General features: G+C 38.6%; 1 protein-coding gene (cut by a window edge). It reads right to left on the bottom strand.

Annotated features, from left to right (window positions below):
• On the bottom strand, positions 1-24,281 hold the 5' portion of the coding sequence (locus NEF87_RS03145) for a hypothetical protein (protein ID WP_457918608.1). Its footprint begins 4,519 nt before the window's first position; only the first 24,281 of its 28,800 coding nucleotides appear in the window; it begins with the start codon at positions 24,279-24,281; its stop codon lies beyond the left edge, outside the window.

Here is a 24,281-nt window from a genome sequence, read left to right as displayed (position 1 = left end):
TTATAGACATCATAGGAACTCGCAGATCGGGTTGAATAGGTTTCGAAAATATAGTTGTCATATCCCTCTTCCAAGTAATATTCATCATTCTGGAAGAGATCTTGACGATCTATCACTTTTTCCCATGCTCCATCACCTTCTTGATCATAGGACGTGGTATAACCCGTAGTCCACTCACTCCAATCGAAGACGGTTGTGTTAGTCAGGAAATAGTTTTGCTCTTCCCCATCTTTATCAATAAAGAATTCATCATAACTTGGAATGCTGGTATGGACATTAATCTCATCCCAATCATACTGCTGGAATGTGCGGCTTTGATAGGCTCTTTGGCGAAAATTAAATTTGCCATCACCCGTCTGGTCGATTAATTCTTCAAAAGAGACAATTTGAGTGCGGGAAATAAAATGATAGGGCGTCTCATAGGAATTTTCTTCTGTGATATTATATGTGACAATTTCGGTATCCCATTTTCGCATGAGTTCATCGGTGCCATCAGCTCCAAAATCGTAGGTGATGGTATCCTTTACCCCATTTTCAAAGTAAGTATAGGGGGTGCCGCTACTGAGGGTTTGATGCAAAGTCATGGACCCATCTAAATCTACAATTTTTTCAAAGATGATCTGTTGTCCATAATAGCCCGCAAGCTCATCTCCCTTGCCTTCTCCATCGGATTGTGTGATGGTGAGATCGTAGATCATATCTCCGTCGATATCATAACTTACTTGAGAAACCCATGGTATGTTTTCAACTCGCAAAGCACCTGCAGGATCATTCCACGTAGGCAACCCAACATCGTTGGCATAAAAACTGAGCATCATATTTTGGTAATCACGGGATCTTTTGTCAAATGAATAGGTATAAATGGGATCTGCTTCCCATGAATCATCCGTCTCGGTCATTTTGATGAGATTAAGCCCGTACAAATACATATCCGTATTACTGACCACGGGTGTGGATATCGAAATCGACTTCAGTATCTTATTTTGACCATTATCAGTAAAGGAAAAGGGTATTCTGTCTCCTTTTGGAAGCATTGGACTATAGCAAAAAGTTGGAAGAAGATCAATACGTTGTATCTCCGTGGTCTCATCTTCCGCTTCTACTTCTATAGTTAATTCCCCTACGGAAGAATCTCGGAATAGTCCTAATCCCATTAAGGTCATATTGGGCACTAGCGACTTATCCAGATGCATCGCAAGTTGAAACTTAAACATAACTGTGTCAATAATATCTCCATCGGGAATGGCATAAGTTAAATCATCGCCGGTAAATTGTATTGATTCTAAATCGCTATAGGTGATTAAAGTACGGGTGGTTCCACTGGTAGTCACATAGCTTACTTCAATCCAGTCTACAAATGCTACCGAATCTAATAGAAATGGAATTTCCAACCAATCAAACCAAGGATTTCCCCGATAGATTTGGGAGATATTCATTGAAAATCGGGCCTGCATTTCCGCACTATACAACCGATCGCCCAAAGTGAAATAGGGGTGCATATCTACCAGAAGAGGTTCATGGCTAAAGTCAATCTCCTCAACATAGGAAATTGTTTCGTTATCATCATACATAAGACGGTCTAAATCATCGGTTAATTCCGAAGGATCAACAGTACTGTCGCTCTTTACATGAGTTTGACTCCAATCATTAATGGCAATGTCCGATGATTGTTCATCCATGTAATATATTAGCTGGGATTCAAATACAGTATTTTCTTCTGCAGACATATTGATATTTTTACTTGAAACATCAGTTGAGATGGAACTTCCGCTGTTTTCAGAAGATAAAATCGAACGTTGGGGTGTTTGATCCCAAGTACTTGGCTGAACCAACAAAGTAATTTTTTGACGGGCTAAGAAATTCGCTGGATCATTGACAATTATTGAGGGAATTGGCCGACTGGCATATAAATCACCGGGGACATTATGAAGATCTACAAACATGGAATATTTCTCAAAGCTTGTCAAGGTCTCCAAAAAGGTATCATCTAATCGAAGTTTTAACATAGAAACCCCAAACGGATCATCCAATCCGAATTCGGCATAGGTGCTTGTACTTTGAGGGGCGAACAATTCTTCTATTTCCGTATAGGTTCGAGTCTCTTCATCAAATTCCCAATTTTCTACTTGAATGTAGCGATCGGGATTGGCTTGATATATATCCCAATCCCACACTTCCACCATGGAGACCAAATCTTTGGCATAGGGTTCATCACATTGTTCTAAGGAAAAGAAAATATCATCGGCAGGTCGATTTTCGGGATCTCCAGAATAAAATTCATAAGTATTACGGGTGGCTCCTATTTCTTCTGTTAAAGCTCGTTGGGTAAAGAAGTAAAGAAAATTCGCACTAAATAATTTTGCCCGTAATTTGGTCGGAAATTCATTACTGATACGATAGATGGTTTCATCCCCCGTAATCATCCCTTTTAGAAGCATCACTTTTTCCAAGTTGGTAGAAGGTGCATTTTTCAAGGTGATATTGAGTTCAAGATCTATCCATTCACTGCAATATAGATCCGGAATATCAAACCCGACTTCTTTAAAGGCCAAGTTGTTTCCTTCAATAATGCCGGTTAAGGGGGAAAGTTCGAGGATTTGAGTCCATTGAATTGGTCCATTTTGCATATTTTTAACCAAGGTGAAATTTATTATAAATTCAAGATCCGATGAAGGTAAAGATCCTAAATCATAATTATTTACATTGGGAATTCGGAAATCCCAGTCGACGGCTCCATTATAGGGCATATATAGATTGTCTCGAATCAAACATGTGGATTCCCCTTCGTGAAGACCTACACTTATGAGATCTTTATCCTCAATATGGGCCACATCTGTCCAATACGCTCCCGAACGAAGGCTGTGGTCCCATGTAATGATTTCTGACTCTTCGTCAAGCGAAGGGAAGAGAAATCCTTCATACGTTTGATAGGTTTCGCTCCGCAAATTGAATGGTTGGGTGAGATTTTTGGTCTTTTGTTCCACCGTAAAGAAATTATTCAAGGTAAAAGTCGTATTAAAGGTCATGTTTTGCATAAACTCTATGCGATCTTCCTGCCAATCAATGATTGTGTCACTACTATCGAATGTAGTGCAGACTTGGTTTTCACTGACTGCGATAGACACAAATTCATCGGGGATACTGTCCTCATCGAAATCGAGAGCGGTATGTTCTCCCAGTGTGGTGGTATATTGATCGGTACTGATGTCCGTCTCGAAGGTGGGCATTGTTTCATCATTATATTGCCATTGATGATCATTATTACTATCACCATCGGCAAATTCTTGAGAAAATTGCCATGATTGGCCATCGGTGCGTAAAGTGGATTCGTGAAGAGTAAAATTTTCCATAATCACTTCATAACTCGCCCCTAACCTATATTCTTCATAGGCTTTGGTCATGTTACTTTCCTCCCACTCTTCCCACTCTGCCCAATCTACAATTCCCGTTTCTTGATCAATGTATTGGTCAATATAATCCATTTCTACTTGCGACCAATTGATATTATTTTCAGGAGTAAATTCCAAAGACGTGTAGACGGAAATATTGGGACGCATTCCATCTAAAAATTTCACTGGAATCTCAAAAGTATAATCATCTCCTGCATGGTAGATTCCTTCCTCATCAATATATTCTGATGTGTTCAAGCTGAAGTAATACTCATATTCCATTCCATTAATATTAAATTGCACATTAATGACATCCGTGAGATTATAATTGGGAATGTAATCCGTAGTATTTCGAATGAGTAAATCTGCGGTAATGATCGGATAGCCATGATCAAAGTTCATGTGACTCCAATATTCTGTCCCGTTTCCATACGCAACATTCATCTCAGTATCGCTCATTACCATATTAGGCAGTGAGTAAATATGGGATGGATAATCTAAAGTATAGGTATAAGGAGATTTTATGACTAATTGACAAGTCGTACTATTCGGTAAGTTATACATTTTTGAATAACTTTCCAAGCTTGACAATGAATATTGAATGGTGTACACATTCGGGACCAGTCGTTGGAATTGAGGCCCAAAAATATCTTCATTTACGTTAAATAAAGCCGAACCTTCTGGATCCATGAGCTGAATGTTATCCACATATTCTCCTAACTGATAACGCCCATCGATGACTTTTGAGGTGCCACTTTGATCAAAGATTTCCATCAAGATAGAAAATTCATCTGGAAAAGTGATTCCTGTTAGATCAAGTAAATTCGATGATTTTCCCTCTTCCTCTGGTATGAGACTAAATCCTGTGTCGTCTGATCCCACAATATCCGCTTCCATTAATTGAACTCCAACGGTAAAATCATCGGGGTTTTTTGGCTCGAAATACCCCGACACTAAGACCAGATCTTCTTTTCGGAAGTTCACAATACCATGAGCATAGGTGGATGCATAATTTGAATCGAAATATTCAGCATTGCCTTCAATTTCGTAGGTTCCCCATTGCGTCGTATTTTGATTATAGACAAATTCCTCATTGCCGCCGAATACGACTTCATATTCTTGATCTAACATATATTCGGTTGCAATTTTCATGGATTCGCTATTAAATTGGTTGTCATAGAAGACTCGCATATATAAATTAACATCTTCCAAGGAACCCCCTGCAAAAATATAGCGATTCCAATTATCCAAGACTTGTGCAAATATGTTTCCTTCCAGTAAGAAGCTTACACTCCCGTTTTCATCTGTTAATCCCATTTGATAGTATAAGGGAGCAAACATCTTGATGGCGTCATTATCTTGCTCATCGACAAATGGATAAATTTGAGGCACTCCGGTATAATCTTGGTAAATCATGAGGTTTAAAAGTTCTTGGGAAGGATTGCCGGCTGATCCTAAATATTGTGCTACATAACTGTCCGCTGGATTCGTAAAGTCATAGGGGAGACTTGCGCCTTTGGGTAAGACTCCTATGGACATCCACACTGGTTTTTCTTGGAGAGGTGTGCTATATTGGTCCTTCAAGCTAAAACTATACAGATTATCATCTGTGAAAGTCCAAGTCGCATCGCTTATTCGTCCATCTTCATCAATCGATAATTTCTCTTCTGACAAATCAAAAGTAATGGCATTAGGAACGAGCTGAACTTCTAAGGGGTGAATTTCAATATTGAATTCTCGGGTAGTATTTTTGTAGAAATCGTTTCCAGGATAATTTACCGCACAGATTATAGTCTGGGGAGTGAATGGAATGTTTCCACCTTCTTGGTTATCCATGGTAAAATTAAACGAAGCAATATTACCTTCTTGATAATCAAACCATTGATAGGTATTGATTCCCGTCTTGGCACCTAGGCGAATCGAGGTATCTTCCACTGTGATGTCTTGCTTCCATACCCATGAGGAAGAATCAAAGCTATATAACGGATAGGAAATGAGTTGACTATGGGGGACAAAATAGATCGGAACGCTTTCATCATCATCTTTAATTATTCCATTAAAGGATCTGGTCGTATTTCGGAGAATATGCATCGTGTAGGCGTCAGTTAGGGGAACATTTTCAAAATCAAGGACTAAATTTTCTTTTTGAAGCACTAAGGATGCGTTAATTTGGCTGGCAATACTGTTAAAGAGACTGTTTCCACTGTAGTTCAAAGTCAGATGTGTATAATTATCTGGTTTTTGAACGAGTGTGAAGGCCAAACTAGAAGGTGCTCCATCATGAGTCGGCATTCCGACATCTATCATATCCATACTAGCATTACGGGCAGTCAATTTCAAGTAATCGCTAATCATGTGGGTTGTTTCAGGCAAATTTTCTCCTCCAAACGAAATTGCTGAGACGGTGATGGAATCACTGTAAATGGCATCTCCTTCTTCAAGCACGGCACTCATTACAGGGAGATCTTTATGGTTAAATCGTAAAGTGTTAGGGCTTGAAATACTTAAGGAATTAAAGAAATTTCCAGCGATTTGCCCGTTATAAATATAGGGGCGTTCTATCCCTAAGGGATTTTCTTGATAATATGTGGTTGCATCATTTAGTAAATCCACTAATCGAATTTCTCCACAAATTAATGTAAGCGAACTGGAAGTTGGATCGGTGAGTGAGAACGAGGGATGAGTAGGGTTGCGATAACCTGTTATAACAATTTCATCCACTGTTGCAAAATCAAAGGGTATCTCATAGAACATTCCATAGGCCATCAATTCTGCAAAGTTTATATCAACGGGAATATAATTCACTAAGTTATTTCCCCATACCAAGGGTTGTTGATTCGCAACAAACAACTCTGCTAAATCGTTCTGATCAAGGGTATATTTCCATTCAATATTAAGGGAATCATCTTCTTCGGATTGATTGATAAAAGTTATTTGAATTTTCTCAAAAGTGGTGCCGACATTATCATTAAATTGCCAAGGAATAAAGAGATCCAAGTGAATTCCTTCGTAATTTTGCCCAACTGCGAGATTTTCAAGATCTAAGTTCGAATAGGATAGTTCCATATCATTGACATCTTGATAATAGAACCGGGATAATCCTTGGGTTTCAATTTTTTGGATTTCACCCCTAACTGGTAAATCAATTATGCGATCTGCATGATATTGATCCTCAGACCATCCATTATGGTTGATAATGGTGCCTGGAAGAGTTCGTAAATCCTCACCTTGAATTTCACTTGAGATGATTGTGGTGTTGAAATTCCCTTCATTATTCCAGATGTGAATAGTTGAATATTTCAACCCATCTAAGTGCAAGTCAACTTCAAATCCGAACGGTAGGGGCTGATCAAAAGTATCCAAGATTTTTCCAAAGAGTTGATCTAAATATTGGACTGATACTTCTCCCTCTAAGATTGTGGAATAGGTTTCATCCGAGTAAAGTCGGATAGAGTAGCTATCATCAATTATGATATCTTCCCATTGGTGCACTTCTTCATTGCTGGCGAAATCAATACTCCAATATTCCATCATTAAATGATCCGCCTGCAGATTATATGGGACGATTATATCCTCATATAGGGAAAGGGAAAGACTTCCAGCTTCAATCTCTTCCTTTGAAATTATCTCATGGAGATAACTAACGGTTTGATCTTCATTCCAGATTTTCAAGTGGGTTTCTTTAACTGAACCCGCTTCATCCACATTGCCTGAATCCGAAATTTGTAAGGTGACCTCGGTCTGTAAAGAGACTTTGGATGCATCGGAATGCGAAAAACTAATCGAGGTAAGAGGATCTTGACGATCATACCAAAATTCCATAAAATATTCTCCAAAATTCCCGACACTATCAATTCCGACTATTTTCAAATATTTCATTCCATCGGCTCCAAAACTGCTTGTATCCAGCGAAATCGGATAGAAATAATCATTAATTGGTACAGGAAGTGAATCCCCGTTGCCGAATATATGGGATGTTTCATAATCCACATGATCTATATCCACAAACGTTCCATCTTCCGAAAAGAAGATATCCAAATGCATTAAATCTGGAGAATAATCTACAATAACTAAGTCCATCAGGGTATTGAATTCGGGGATTAAATGATCTCCGATCCGGTCTTCCAAAGACGTGAGTTCTGGATGCGGACTTCCTGAATCAAGGGTACCGAAGAAGGATTGCTCACAAATTAATTCATCATAGCCATCATAAGCCCTAAGTGTCATAGGATAATATCCCGTGTTTTCTTGGAACAAAAGCCCATTTCCGCCATCTAACAGCAAATCAAAATCATTGTCCAAATCTAAATCATGGACATTTAACACGTGGCTACTAAGGGCGAGTGTAGTACTATTTTGATCCCATGAATAACCTTCAGCATCAATTTGATAATTTTGAGTATTGGTAAATTGCACAGGGTAGAGATAGGTGTTCTCCAATTCCCAAGTCCAAGTAATTCGAAATTCTAAGGGAGTCGTTTTATCATTGGTAAATGCATTATATTGGGCCATCGAGGGGATTTCTGCTTCTATCAAGGCGTTTGCAAATATCGATTGCGTGTTTGTGAATGGGGTGAGTGTATATTCCCCATAGGCAACATAAACTCCATCGTGTTTAATCGCTAAGGAAGCCTGAATGTTTGAATATATAATGGCTCCTTCTGGAAGATCCTCTAATAAAACATCTGTTCCAATACCGAACTTTCCTGCAATCTCCAAGGATGAATCAATTCCCACGGTTAAGCTGGAAAACTCATAATCGTTTGGAGTGCATGCAAGATCTTGCGATGCGGTGTAAATCATTGCGTCTTTGGGATCCTCGGTAAATAGCCGTACTCGAACATCCGAGAGATCTATGGAATATCGACTTGAGTCATAGGGGTCTGGTACATGGGTTTCTCCAAAGTTAGTCGTATCTAAAATTACCCTGAAATCTAAGTAATCGACACCTCCTCCATCTTGGACAAATTCACTTAAGGATGTGGTGGGTGAAAGCCAATATTCTACCATCTCGTCCCAACAGAGAGCGTCTAGTTCGGGATCTTCTGCGGGACCTAAATTCGTCCATGTTGTTAGGCCACTATCCCTAATTTGGAAGATTTGAGTACCTCCATTGAATTCGCTTTCCCATGTTTCCCAAGGATTATCCATTAAATCCACCATATTGGTTGGATCATCATGAGTCCATATTTCTGCCACAATGGTACTGGATGGTGCAATTTCCAGATTGAGCATGGTGATCGCATCCAAATCTTCTTGGGTGTAATCTATCGGTAAATTAACTGCAAATTCACAGGCTAACTCGCCCCAATGGGTGAAATCGATTTCTCCATCTTCTAAGGCATTGTTAGACTGTAAAATATGTTCAAAAGATTGAGAGGTACTTTGGAGACCAAAATCAAATAGGAAAGTTCCTCCTAGGATATCTTGATCCGATATCCAATTCAAATCGTCTCGAGTAATTATTGCATTATTATCAATATAATAATTCAATTTAAATTCATTCACAAAAGAGGAAGTCTCAACATAGGTTTGATAGACCGAAGTTATACGGATTTCAAACTGAGTGCGGTAAAGATCCGTCTGCCCCCGCTCTTCTTTCAAGGCAAAGTGATAATATCCATCAAAAGATCCATCCTCATTGGAGAAGAGAAATTCATCGGCGTCAAGGTAATCCCCATCTCCGTTGCTATCATACATAACTTCATAGGTCGTGGTAGCAGTGATTTCGGTTGTAATCCGCGAGATTTCCATCTTCAGTGGGAAATTAAGCAAAGGTTGTCCATCAAAACTGGTTATTTCAGAAGCATCGACAGAAAATTCTGAAATCATTTCTCCTCGATAACTTCCGTCTCCTGAATTAAAGAGAGAACTTTGCGTGTCGCATTCCAGCTCGATTGTCTGAGAATATATGAGATTATTTTCTCCCGCAGTCGCTAGAGGATAGGCATTATACATCAACAAAGTCGTCTGAGGGGTACCGAAAGTGATGGATGCTTTTATAGACGACTCAGTGGATCCTGCAATCGTCATTTCAGCAGGATCATGGAAGATTAAATCGATATTTAGCCGGAAATTCAAAAACGTGGAACCTTGTGACTCATACCCTTCTCGGAAATCGAAATAAGTCCCATAATCAATTGTATCAATTCGGAATAACAATATACCTTCATTGATGGATGCTGGAGTTGACGCTTCAAGAGGTATATATTCTATACCATTCAATGTGTACTCAATAAATGGGTTAATGGTGATATCTGAAGCGGATGTAGTTCCAGTAATTATCTGACTTTGAAGATTATAGACTTTAAAAGCGGGAGTTATTGGAATTGCGACTTCTAACTGTTGAGGCTGATTCAATGGAAAAATACTTGGAATTTCAAGCAGCATATCGGTTGCAAATTCTAAGGTGGAGAATGCAGTGTAGCTATCATCCTGAGCTAATTCCCATTTACTCATGAGGGTATCTGAAAGTTGTGCTTTTTCTCGCAATTGACCTGCTGTGCCTACGAGAATTGAGGATGCTGGAATTGTACGTTGAATTGCCACTAAGGGTGTTTTTGGATAGAAATAATCTCCTAAATCTAAACGAGTAATCGATGTCGTGACGGACCACTGAAGAGTCGGAACAATCTCAATTTTTTCAGTCGATACATCATCTATCCAAAGGAGAACATCTCCTTGCAAATAATCTCCAACCATCTCCCAGTCTGTGGGATATAGGATTTGAGTAGAATCTCCGCTCGGTGTATAGTACTTAATTGTTAAAGATACTAACGAAGGGGTGCTCGAGACAATACTCGAAATTTGAAAGTCGTTCGAATAAAGTGATGTAGATGAGAAAGGATTAAGCAGTGCTGATAAAGGGCTTGTATCCGCATCGGATAACCAAAGTTGAGATACTGGTTTAATTTTCAAACTCACCCGTAAGTTTTCGAAATCACCCAATTCTGTCTGGAAGTTTCCCACGTTTTCCTCTGGTTCAGGAAGCGTATTTCCTTTCTTAATTTGAATCGGACCTCCTGAGACAGTAGGATCATCACCTTCACCTGCAACAAAATTTATTGGGATGCCATTAGATATACTAAATTGCTCATAGTCTGTCATAAATCCATTCATTATAGATTTTGGATTTTGATAGTATGAGACTCGGAAATATTTCAAAATCATACTCCGATACATCAATGTCCGGACCATACTGTAAATTTCATAGGAACTCGTATCATAGATCCCTTCTCCAGTACTGTATTGAGGATAGCAATGATTTAAATAGGGGTCAGTCATGACAATTTCTAATTTACAATCATTTGGATCAATCCCATAATCAGTCCAGACTCCAATAGGGATATGTACATCCACACCCTTCCAAACATTGGGTGAATTAAAATCCCAATATTGGACGGGTAAACATTCTATCCCACTGACTAATCTGTCTGTATAGTGTCCCACAGTCGCCCAATATGACGTATCTGTGATTTCCAAGCGATTTCCTCCCGAGACTAAATATAAATCAAAATTTGCCGAATACATATTTGATCTGCCATCGGTTGCTCCATTAGTGGTGTAAATCGAATAGAATACATGTGAATAAGCTGCTAAAGAAAGTTGGAATCGAACTTCTCCTACATCGAAGTTTTTTACATCAATATTTAATTTCAAGGGGATAGTCATTGATAAATCATCTTTAAGAAAATTATTACCGACTGGTAATTTTTCTCCATATGCAGGGAGGCAGCGGTCATAAGCAAATATAGGATAGTCTTCCTTATGGAGAGGATAACTATTTCCATGCCCTATATACCCACCATCGGGATTTGATCGTGTATACCGGAAAGCGTCCAACCTGCTGTGAGCATCAAAGGGCTCAGAAGTGACTGAATAGGAGGATTGGCCATTGGCATCATAATCTATATCTGTTTCATAATCACCACAATTTATATCAAAATTTTGATAAAATGCGAAATTTTTCAGAATACCTGAAGATTGGATATTTTCAATTCCAATATCTGAATATGTATATCCTTCAGATACTCCTCCATCCGCTAGTACATCATATCCAATTTGATTTAAGGTGGGATCCAGATCATAGTTCGATCCCGATCGGAAATCATACCGGAAATCCGTCATCTCTAATCCCGTAGCTTTCGTCTCGGCCGTATCATTAATAAATCCACCAGTAAAAGGAGCGAGAATCCGAGATGTACTAAGAGCGTCTTGATTACCGGTGGTTAATTGCTGCGATGAGAGAGGATTTTGGAGCAATTCACTGGCACTAACTGTAGAATATGCGGTTGTAGGGACAGGATCCTCAATACTGTCAAATTCAATATTGTAGGCTGAGCTTGAATCCGAACTGAAGCTTACATCTGAGTTAGAATTTTCCAGCCTTGCTTCAAGTAGCGAAGAACTACTTAATTCTACATCTTCCGTTAAAGTTCCAGCTTGGAATGGACTACTTGATGTATACGGGTCATAGGAAAAATCCGAATAGAGGAATGTAAGATCTTTTTCACCCAACCGCTGGATCGCCAGTTCATCCCCCCGAGCCACAATCACTCGTCCATAATTATCGGCAGCTAAATGGCCTGTTTGAATATCAAACACTTCTTTAATTTCGGAGAAATCACCCGTGCTTACAACTCTCCATTTAAGATCAACCTCATCCCACTGCGCTCGAATGACATCCGTTTCAGGGATGGTTCCTGCAGGTATTTCGATAGCAAATAATAGTTCATGGGCAGGTGTCAAGTCTAAATTTTCACAGAAAAGGTGAGATGTAAAGGGAAAAGCAGAAGTAAACATAGTAAGCCACTTGGTTCCATCATAATATTGGAGATGTTTCTCGCTGGTGGTGATTACCGGATAATACAGATTTGTTGGAGCAATAGATCCAAATGTGAGACCGTTTATTTTAGCCGATCCATCTAAGAGAATCGTATCTATCAAATTTAACGATGAATCAGTATCCTTGGTGTAGATAAGCAACTCATTTTGATTAGCTAAATAGATATTAGCACCACCTATGCAAAATTGATCCACATTTTGGAGGGATAGATCTAGAGGAATATATGCCCATATTTCATCTTCATTCCAGACCATAATTAATGAGGTTGCAGTTAAAATGGCTATTTCATCTTGGCCATCCGCATTCCAATCAAAAGCTTCCATTTGAAGAACTGGATCTAAGGGGATGGGAAGCGAAAGATGAACCCAGTTAAAGAAATTCACGGATTCTTCCAATAATTCAGGAATAAAGATGTGGAGTTGCTGTTGCGAAACATAGGCGACAGAAGGTCGATCCGAAGAATTGAAAAATCCCCAAGCTTGCTTATCTGTCGAGGGATCTGGATTTAAGGAAGCAGAGGAATACTCGAGGAAGTTAAATGGGATTTTGACTTCTTTTAATTGTTCTGGAATTAATCTAGCATTCCACTCAATTGCAAAGTCTTCATCCTCATCAAGCCCCTTTGGATCAAAAGTGACCAAATCTTCAATTGGGACATCATTCACCAATAATTCCATGGACACATCCAATTTTTGAGGATCGGTTTGAAACTCGAAGTATCCATTTAAGGACCCTGTGATGGCCTCATTTGGTATCATTGGGAGAACATTGGTAAATCCATCTAACATAATCTGATACGTAGAAATTTCATGCTCGGTTGTGGTAATATTCCATTGAGCATTTCCCGCTTCATCGTGTATCGAAACCCAAAAGGTTATCGTTTCTTGATATGCTTGAGGATTGGTAAACAGAGTAGCGAAAGTCTGACTTCCATCCGTATGTATTTGAATTGGAACGGAACTGGTTCCCAGAGTGATATTTTCATGTGTATCCATCAATTGCATATAAAAGGTAACGGATTGAATGTGGGCGGTCCCAAAAGGACTTTCCGTAGCACACGTGTAGAACAGCTCGATATGATCTTGGGTATAGATGGTATATTGAGCAGGATTACTAAAATACCCCAGTGGTGCATCGGTATCATAGGCAATTGCAAAGGATTGATCCATTTGTACTCCCCCACCGGAGAAAATTTCAACACGGAGATAATATTTGCCATCCGCTAATCCCAAGGCGGACATATTCACCCGCAATTGTTCTTGCACTGACCCATCCCACCAGAGATTGAGATCCGTGCCAAAGATTTCCATGGTGACAACATCATCTGCAGGATCTAAACTGGTTCCCAAAGTTAAATTGATGGCAGTAATATCGGTGACATCGTCTCGAGCATGAATGACGATATCTACGGTTTCATTGGTGAACACTAAATAAGTATCATCAACCCATTCATAATCCGTTGTGGATCCACCATTGAGATAAATGCCGTCTTCTTGGAACTCGGGACTGCTGGTATCAATGATGATGGAAATGGGGTTGCTGGTGGCGGATTTTCCGTTGAGGAAGGTGACCTTGACAACCATTTCATATTCTCCATCGTCGATGAGATATTCCCCAGTGGTTTCATCATATGGGTTTAACACGAAGGTCTCCCCCGTTTGACTGTCAATCGGTGTCGTATCTTTATATAAGGGCGTCGATTTATCTAAAATATCTTCCGTGGCATTAAATTCCCCTACAATTTCATCATCCAGAAAAACTTCCACTTTTTGGGTAGTGTAATTCCCAAACCAGAAGGATTCGAGCGTCCATTCATCATTTAAAATCATATCGTCACCTAAATTTATCGTAATATCATGGGGGGTGGTATCATCGACGGTAAATCGATGTTTAGCATACGCAGAGTCAATATAGGTTTCATTTCCGCTGTATTCTGGAAATAGTACCCGCGCAATTTGAGTTAAAAATTCTTGATGGGTGACAGAAGAAATAATGGAGTTATCCATCTGTACAATGCGATAATTCAAGTAGAAATCTTGTTCTGGAATTAGCGCAAAGGTGACATTCCAACCATCCGTGCCATTCACATCGGTCAAACTCCACAAGGGGATAAACCCATTTTCAGGGTTTTGATCCAACGCATCTGCAAACATTAATTCAAAAGTGACATTGGCGATTTGATTGCCGAAGTTCTTGAGAAAAATGGAAAGTTCTTTATTTTCCCCTTCGGTACAAATGATTTCATTCGGTGAAATATTAATTTCAGGCATAATAATGGTGCGGCTAAATGAATAGGTCACATAGTTATAATTGTAGTCGAATACCCGAATATAGAAGGTATGTTCGCCTGAGGTTAAGTTGGCAAATCGTCCGCTCATCTCGAAGGGATTCAGATAATATAACCCTGACACTTCTGGATCGGTGATCATTCCTAAATAGTTGGTTAACAACATATGATCTTCTGGCAATTGGTCTTGCTGCCATTGATCAATTAAAAAGACCAAACTTTCGGGAGTGAGATCAGAGTCCATCTTATCCATCCACAAATCTACAAATCTGACCCCTGTACCATTATTGGGATCCGTAGCATTTATCCAAACGTCAAAACCTCCAGTATAAATGTTCTGAGAATCGGGTAAAATTATTTCATTGATAACAGGATTTTTTGTATCTACTTGTTCTACTGCTTGGAATTGAGTTGTAAAGGTGGTTTTTTTGCCAAAGTAATCTTCACATTCGACGGTAACTTCAATCCATGGGGATTCAACAAATTGATCAAATAATAGATTCGACTCACTTTGATTGAAAAATAACGTGATTTGTGAGATTTCTCCGGGATTGATGCGGCAGATATAATCACTTAAATCTTGAGCCATAAATTCATTAAAAATCACCATGGATTGTAGATTGATTTTTTTGACATCTTGATCTTGGACCCAGAAGGCAAAGGTCAACATATTATACTCATCAACTCCTAAATTTTTCTCAACTTCTACTTGGGAATCGCTTATTGGATAAAACAAGCTTACATCGGGAGATCCTTTATCGAGGAAATAGGTCGGTGTAGTTATGTTGATCGAGTTTCCTGCAGTATCTTCGGCATAAATACCGATTGCAATAAATCCATCGGGAATTGAGGAGATATCGAGAGTTGGATTCCAATTAGGTGTTCCTCCTGTATAGGTCAGTAACGATTGGGAGGTAAATGAAGCTAACGAATCATCCAAAATGTTATAATTTAAGCCTGTAAGTTTGGGCTGGAGAACTAAATACATGAAGTTATATGCATGGTCCAATTTTAAGAGCGACTCTTGCTTATACTGATCCTCGAGAGTGTTTAATTCCGAATTTAAAACATCTAAATCACTATACAATCCTATGATGTCGGCTTCGATGGAAGCTTGCACACCTTCTTGGGCAGAAATCTCGCTAGTTTTAATTGTAATGTCATTTTCAATGCTATAAATAATACCTTCAAGGGTTGAAATATCTGCCAAGATCCCTGCTATTTCTCCATTTAATACCGAAATGGTATCGAATAAAGCTTGACGAAGGGCATAAAGACCTGTAGTTGGATTATTGATTTCATCATCTAATGTCGGAAGTATCACAGTCATAATCAAATTGTATTCCGCAATTAAATCGAGATATTTTTGCTCTTCTTGATCGCTCAAGACAATATAAGCTACAATTTGAGCCGTACAGATATCCAAATTGCCCCCATTTTCGGTAATGGCCAAATATTCGGCCACGAGTGAATTATAGAAGGCAAACTTTTGATCCCGATCTTGAATAAGACCTGAACTGGTACCTCCAATAATGGTGACACAATATGCAATATCAGCATTCACCCCTACAAGAGTCGCATTCAAAGAATTATAATAGGTTTCAGCGGTACTCGCTAGTGTTATCAATCCTGTTGAAGGATTATTGATAGTATCATCGCATAAGGGTAAAGCAATATTATAGATGTAATCATATTCATCAATTAGCGACTGTCGATAATCATATGCATCATTTAGATCCTTCACCAGACCAATTGATTCATCTCCGATAGTTGCTACACATATCCAATAAAAGCCGTCTGGTTGATCCATGATACTGTTATACTCGTCAATTAAAGCATTATAGGCCGCAGCTGCGTCATTAATCGCATCTTGCAAGCTTCCTTCAGAAGTATCATTTATTTCAGCTTGAATTGAAGCAATATTAATTAAGATTGTATTATCTCGATAGGCAACTAATGCATCATATTCCATTTCTTTAATTGTTGCACTTGCTATACTTGAATCCAAGGAATTTTGATAGGATGATAGGACGATTTGAACATTTGGGACTACAGTATTAGCTTGATAAATATAATCTTCATAGACTTGAACAGGATTCAAAAGATTAATGTCTCCTTTATAATATCGGTATTCCTTCCATTTCGCTGTTGAAGTGGCATAATACCCTGTATCGACACCTATTGCATTTTCTAAAGCAGTTATTGAATTTTCACAATCAGTAACATCTCTCTGGGCCCTATATAACTCAAAAAGGGTGTCAAACCACATATCTTCCCAGTAATTCCATCCGCTGGAACCAGGTGTAAAATCATTTCGCCTCTGAAGATAATAATCAGCGAGATCTTGTAGATCATCACAAATTTGGATTAAATCAACTAAGTCGGCTTCCAAGGCCGTAAGCGATGCTTCCCATGCATTAATTGTGCTAAGAATAGAAGATGCTATTGATAATCGATTTTGCACATCATCATATAATTGATCTCGCTCAGCAATTTCAGTATTCACAATGATTGCCTGAGCATTGACTTCTCCTTGCCAATAAATCACTTCTGCTATGGCTGCATCCCATTCTGTTTTTTTATCTCCAATAAGTCCAGATTCATTATCGCCATAGGTCGCAAGATTTGCTTCCCATGAGACAAGTTCTGCTTCCTTATTTGACAAGGCAAGAAGGGCAGCATCCCAGACATCTTTGGCCGCACCTCGCTCTCCGGAGGAATCAGAATCAGTAATTTGGTTCACTGCTCGATCGTAATAATTATCCCGTTCACTTATCCAGAAATTAAGATCATCTTCGATACTCTGAATAATTAACCACATTGTTCCTCGATCACCTTGATAATCATCACTGCCGATTTCATTCAACCGTGAAATATTCCAACTCTGATATGTTTGCCAAAGGGTTAGTTCATTTTCCAAAGCGTTCCAGTCATTTAATGCATCGGCAATTAATCCTACCTGATCATCCCCTAACTCGGTTTGGAGAGACATATTGGCTGCATAATAGCCTTGCCACAGATCTAAGGTGGTTTGAGCGGTTTGCCATTCATCATAGGCGAGTCCTCGCAACCCGGTGAAATCGGAATCACTTATCGCAAGCTGGCGCGAATCGTTCCAATTATAATAGTCTTGCCATAAAGCCAACATTGCTTCAGCGCTATCCCACTCATTTTTAGCAATTCCTCGTAATCCTGTGGAATCGGAGTTCGTGATAGCCGTCGCCCGGGAGGCATTCGAATCGTAATACGATTCCTTTAAGACAATGAGTTCCCATAAGGCATCTACTCCCGTCAAGGGATCATCTCGAGCCACCTCAGCCGCGACTAAGTCTGCTTGTTTTTGACTGAGATAATCTTGAGTTGATGATAGAAGGGTTTGATTTGAAGCCAATTGAGCATTCAATGCTGCTAATTCACTATTTAATATAGATAAATCATCGATGGCATTTGCTAACGCAAGTTCAGCAGATAGGATTTCAATTTCTTTATCTATGATATTTTGCTCTTTCGCATCTACAAGAGCGGCTAAAGTATCAATGTAGGTTAAATCATTATAGAGCGTTGAAAATAGGGCTTCAAATTGAGCAACAATCGCGTGATCGGCATCCTTTATATAATGGGCCGGAATCATGGTAGTAAATTGCTCGACATATCCTAAATACGCACATTCCGAAGCCCGATCAAAAATATCTCCTGCATCATAGATTGTATCATTTTCAATGTTTTCTTGAAGTTGGGTAAGGGTCCATAATATCCCTTGACTGAGATCTCGGAAGTAGGAATAGCCATCTTCCAAGCCATATCCTTCGATAGATGGGGAAAATTGTAAATCTGTTGTAATCATATCATAGTTCAATTGATTGGCTAAAGGATCGCTGAGATTTTGGTAGGTTTGATCAAAAACATTGACATAATATTCCAAAACGGCAATATCCTCCGTAAAACTATGATCAATATCCAATTGAAGAGTGGATTGGTTAAAAATCGTCAAAATTTCGTGAGTCAATAAGCCATCAACCACATTATTTAATAATTCGTAAGAATAAGTTTGGGCGAGGAAATTTGTGGAAGGCTCAAAATCCATGCTAATTAGGGGTGGTTGATTATTAATAAAGAGTAAATAGTAATAGGTCTCTTTGTAAGCATCAATCCAAAAATCAAACTGTAGATAATGCCACGCTTCACAATCTTCTCCATATACGGTGGTCGAATCGAAAATATAAGAATAAAGATCACTCGCATCTCCATTTAAAGTTGTTTGAGGCATGAAATCCGTTTGGGAAAGATCTTGAGTAGCAGTGGTCGATACTGCAATGTCAATGTGACTAATTAAGGTGGTAGATGCTTGAAATTCAAAAGTAACGCTATCAGAAATTTCAGATCCATTTAGAGGCGATGTTCCAATAAAGAAGGGAGATACTCGAGCAAATTCCACATTAGTTAATTCGGCATTTCCTTGTAAAGATTCCTCAAATGTGCGATCTGTTGCAACTGCTTTTATATTATATTCCCTCGATGGGTATAATGAAGGATCTAAATAATACAACCATCCACCGGTCCCATCGGTCAAGGTGGTAAGTAATTGTGATTCGATTAACTCTGTATCGTTATATGAATCCAAATAAAGATCAATATATTCGATATCCGTTGCTTCAGTATCAATTTCAATCCACACGGGTTCAGTTAAAAGATCATTGCTATTTACATTTCGGATCTGTAAATCAGGGGGGGTGTTGTCTATTTTCAATCCTGTTATCATTGTCAGTTCCACAGAATAATAATCGTCCATTAATTCAGCAATGAGTGTGAAATTTTCCGTATCGTTATGAAAAATAGGATGGTGGTCGGTATCGAAAGCATAGGTAAACACCCAATCAGCCATGGTTGCGGGATTATAATAGACTTCCCCAATTGGATAAGTAGTGAGGCCATTATCGTAAGACCCTAAAAATCGAACCATATCAATATCCCTAGAAACTCCTACTACAGATAGATTTTTGATTCCCGATAATAACTCACCATCATTAATATTTATCCAATCGGCCACCGGTTCAAGATCATTTAGAACAAGACTAAGTTTGCTGATTTCCACACCTAAATTAGCAGGAATGGTTCCATCATCTTCAGCAACCATAATCATTTTAAACCGGATAAAATATTCTTGGAGAAGTCTATCGGGGCTGGAAAAATTCGCAAAAACGGGAGCTAACTCGACCGTGATATTTTCAACGGTGAGGGAAAGAGCCGTTATATCCGAAAGGAGATCGGTCCATAAAAGCGTATCAAATTCTCGCACATAATTTCCCAAATCGTTTTTCGCAAATAATTCAAAAGTAAGAGAAGCATTTACTCCTACGGAATCGGCGGTCCATTCCGCTAAATCAACAAATCCTTGAAGATTCATGGCCAAGCTTCCATTAAAAAGAGTTCCTGATAGGGCGGTTCCATTAGCGATGAATGATTTTACTGTCATTTCTGCATAGGTTCCTTCCTTCACTCGCTGCGGGTTAGGAGAAAATATCAGACTATCACGATTTGGAGTGATTCGGGGGGATTTTTGAATTTGAGTATCCATTGTAATAGAAGTAAAACGAGGATCCGATTCAGGGCGTTCGTGGGTAAAATGTATATTGTGAACAGGTGTATATGTAGCATCTCCAGATCCTGGCGTTAATGAAAATCTCACTCTATAGCGCCACAAAGAGTCATATTCCTCTGTCATTATCAACACTTTGTGGTACCCCTGAGTTATATTAGTTAAATGGATGATATCATGTTCTTCTTCTGATGTCTTGATGTCTAAGGTACGACGTTCATGACTATAATATATTTCTTCGGAATCCCAATAATATCGGCTTGATTCATCGGAACCTCCTCGAATATATAGATTTGGCGTAAATTCAGAAATATATACATAAAAGGAGCTGTAAGCGACACAAAAATCGTTTATATTATAATAGGAATTATATTTCATGTGCATTTTATTACTATGCACATATTCCCACAATTTTGGGTCACTATTTGGTAATGCTGGAGTATTCGGAACAGTGAATTCTCCTGGTTGATAATCTCGGGTAGGATCGATAAATTCGCCTGTAATTGTCTCATATTCTTCCCAAACTTGAGTGGTGACAAAAAATGGTCCTGCAACACAATGATCCCGTAAGAAACCCTCTGAATCGGGCAAATATTGGGGGGGATCACTAGGAATCGGTTCAACTGTGCGACTCAAGTAATAATCTGGAACAGGGTCGGGATCTGATACATCAACAAGGTTAATTGCAACCCCATTAACTTGAATTTGAGGATTAGAAAGAAAGATTTCTACCAAATCTGGAAGGCCGTGAGAAGTACTCGGAATATTAAATTCGCCCGTTAAAATCCAATGGGAAATTACTTCCCCAATATAGTCATTTAATGACAGAATCACAGAAATTGTGGATGAATTAGATTCAATGGTGGCGGATTGGAGTGACATAACTGACCCTCGACTACCGTCGGAATAGACTGGAGTCAAATATAAATTATAGGAGGAAGATCCATCATCACCATCGAAAATCATTTGGCGAATCACTCCATCCGAGGTAAATTGGATGATAGAAGACTCCACTGACGTGGATGTAAAATCTATAGGGTTTTGTAATTTCATCTCACCGATAGCTGCTAACTGACCTAATGTACCTTCATCAGCTCTCCCAGAAGTGGTTGTAAAAGTCAAATCGTGCTCTCCTACAAAGACATCCATGCCCTTAGTGTTCGCTTCTAAATAATAAGTCTCCCAGTTGGTTAGATGACCTGCGGATCCAATCGCAGGTGGGTATCGGATATCCAATTCAAAATCACTGAAAATGACATAGACTTCATCGGCGGAATCATATCCAATATGGCACGTTGGGGCGATAATCTCCACCCAAATTCCGATATAGATCTGACTTACTTCTTGAAAATTGTCGGGATTAAAAGATATTGTCTGAGTTTGGTAGGATTTCAGAAAACCATCGTATAAGGGAACAATTTCTTGAATATTGAGTAGATCATCAAATAAAATAGCCCTGAGTTGAACATTTCCTTCAGAAAGATCATCACTTAAACCATTTCGTTGCCAAATATTTTGAAATCGAAGGGTGAGGTTAGCATAATCAACGGAATCGGAATATACATAAATGCTACTTGACATTATAATACAACTCCCGGAATAGTTCGATACTGTTCCAACATACATTCCAACATTCGGAATTACTCCAAACTGAGGCTGAGGTGCTTGAAATGTGGGCTCCGTGAGTAAAAATCCTTGAGTATCGGTAATATTTTGCCCCCATGAAACTTTTTTATTCACTCCCGTATAGGAAGTAGAAGTGGAGCTATCATCGAACATATGGGATGATTCTCCTTCGGTCAATAACTCTTCTTCTGGATGGGTATAATCGAACGGACTCAGAATATGATTCACATCAATTGAATCTTGTTCCAAATCTGATTCATAGAATTCATTCCCTGGGTAATAGAATTCGGCTGCGTCAATATCCTTTGCATAGCGAGTTTCTCCAATGGAGATTTTTCCTTCTAAATTCGTGGAGATTTCATCAAGGGATTCATATAATTCTGAATTGTGGTTTAATTGATATATATGCACGAGTTCATTATATAAAGCATCATTGGAAAAGGCATTGCTCAATGTACATTCATAACGATAAAGCACTCGACTATTTAGCGGATCATTAGTATAATCGACCATCGATAATCCTTTATCATATCCGCCTATTTTTTCAAAAGTGATGGCACTTTTGGCTTTCATTACTGTGAAAGTATAGGTGTCTGACCATCCCGATAATACATCGTACAATTCATCTGGACGATAGGTGTTTAATGTAATTGTATATTGATGATTTGGTAAGAAATTTAAAGAGTTTTGGATTTCAGTCACATTTTCAAACCCAGAAGTTATATTGATATATCGCTTGGGATCCATATAAATTTCGCCTGATTGCATTCCTGCTTCATAAAACTGAGAAGGAATGGGGATATCGTAACCCAACTCATTTGTGATAATTGGTTCTACAATTGCATCTTCGGGCAAATAAAATTCATAGTGAAGAGTATCGAATACTCGGATAGTAAATTCGGTCTGATTAGTGTCCCAACCACTTGCAGCATCTTCTGAATATCCAGGGGAAATTTCAAAGAAAGAAATGGGAGAAGCTCCTCCAAAAAAAGCACTTCCTGTGATTAAATCTAAGTTAAATCCCAATAAACCCATGGCAGCAATGGACATGACCAAGCGTCGGGTTTTTTTTTGCATTTTACCCCATATTTCAGAACAAATAAGTGCTCCTATGGCAATTGCCAAAATCAAAAGAGGTATCCCCGAATCGGAAGGAGGTTTATCCAATTTAATTGAGGAAGATAAATAAATAGGTGTCTTTTCTTCATAGTTTGATAATATTTCCAAGTAATTTGATGTAGAATTTCCAAAACCATCTTCAACCACTAATTCCAAACCAAGATTCGTTTTGGCTGTGAGATAGTGTGGTAATACATACTTTACTATGCAACCTTCTTTATCAGTGAACAAGTTGATATCTGTTATATTTCCCCACGCCATCTCCGTTCCTTGGTAGGTAATTCGATAATTTGCGGAGGGTCCAAATTTTGCATCGTAAATAGTCCAAACAAAGGTAGTTGATTCTTTGGTGGTGTCAATTTCACCTGATATTTCAGGACAAAGATTATTATGAATCGTGATGAAGGATTTGTGGTAATAAATTTCAGTAAAATAAGTCAAATTGAATGGATCTGTTCGATTTTCCACACGGGTAGTATATTCAAATATTAATTGAGTCGTGCCTAGCCCAAGGTCTGAACTATTAATTTCGGGTGTAATATGAAGCGACTGGTTCCAATTTCCCTGTTCTTGGAGTGTTCCGTTTAAATAAAGGTTGTAACTTCCATCTCCATAAATATAATCTTTGAGGGTATATGTGGCAGTAAAATTATGTCCTTGTTCAATATCGTTAGGTATTTTTGCAGTAATTCTCGGATCTAAATCAGGTAAAATCGAGATCGGTATTTGAGAAATTTTTGACCCGCCTAATCCATCATAATATTCTAATCGAATAAGATGATCACCAATTTCTAAATCTGGAAAATAGTAGTTAATTGTTGCATTTGGAGAAATTAAATCATATCGAGCCAATTTCCGAGTTGATTTCGAGCCAAATCCGTCAAAAATTTCATAATAACCTCTATCGATGAATCGATCAATTAAATTCCATTGAATCATGTTAAATTTACTTCCGAATTCATATTGGTCTTCATATACTACATTTTCAAATGTTGGAAGATCATTTATAACTGAGACCCAAATTGTGTGAGAAGAAATTATTTTCTCATGTTCATAAATATCCAAAGTATAATTATAGATGCCACAAGGAACCGAAGGGGTTTGAAATCTAAGAACTCCTAATTTGGATAGTCGTCCTGTCTGGAGGACAGATGTTTCATTTCGAATAAGGTAGGAAAAATCCCCCATTTTTAAAGATGTAATATTCCATGCAATAATTGGAGGTCTTTCCCCATAATTATACTGGTAGGTAGAACTACTAGGGTTATATACTACTGATTCTGATGCAGTAGGATTTTCAAGAGGTGCAGAAACTATTATCAATAATAATATTGCACAGATGCCTCCAAATGAGGCAATTTTATGTGTAAACTTAGAAATAAAATCAGATTTCAAGTTATGAGTTTTTTTTTTCATCAT

Source organism: Candidatus Lokiarchaeum ossiferum (genome assembly GCA_025839675.1).
GTDB lineage: Archaea > Asgardarchaeota > Lokiarchaeia > Sigyniarchaeales > Promethearchaeaceae > Lokiarchaeum > Lokiarchaeum ossiferum.
The sequence above is the reverse complement of the archived record's forward strand: the minus strand, read 5'-3'. Positions and strand labels throughout refer to the sequence as shown.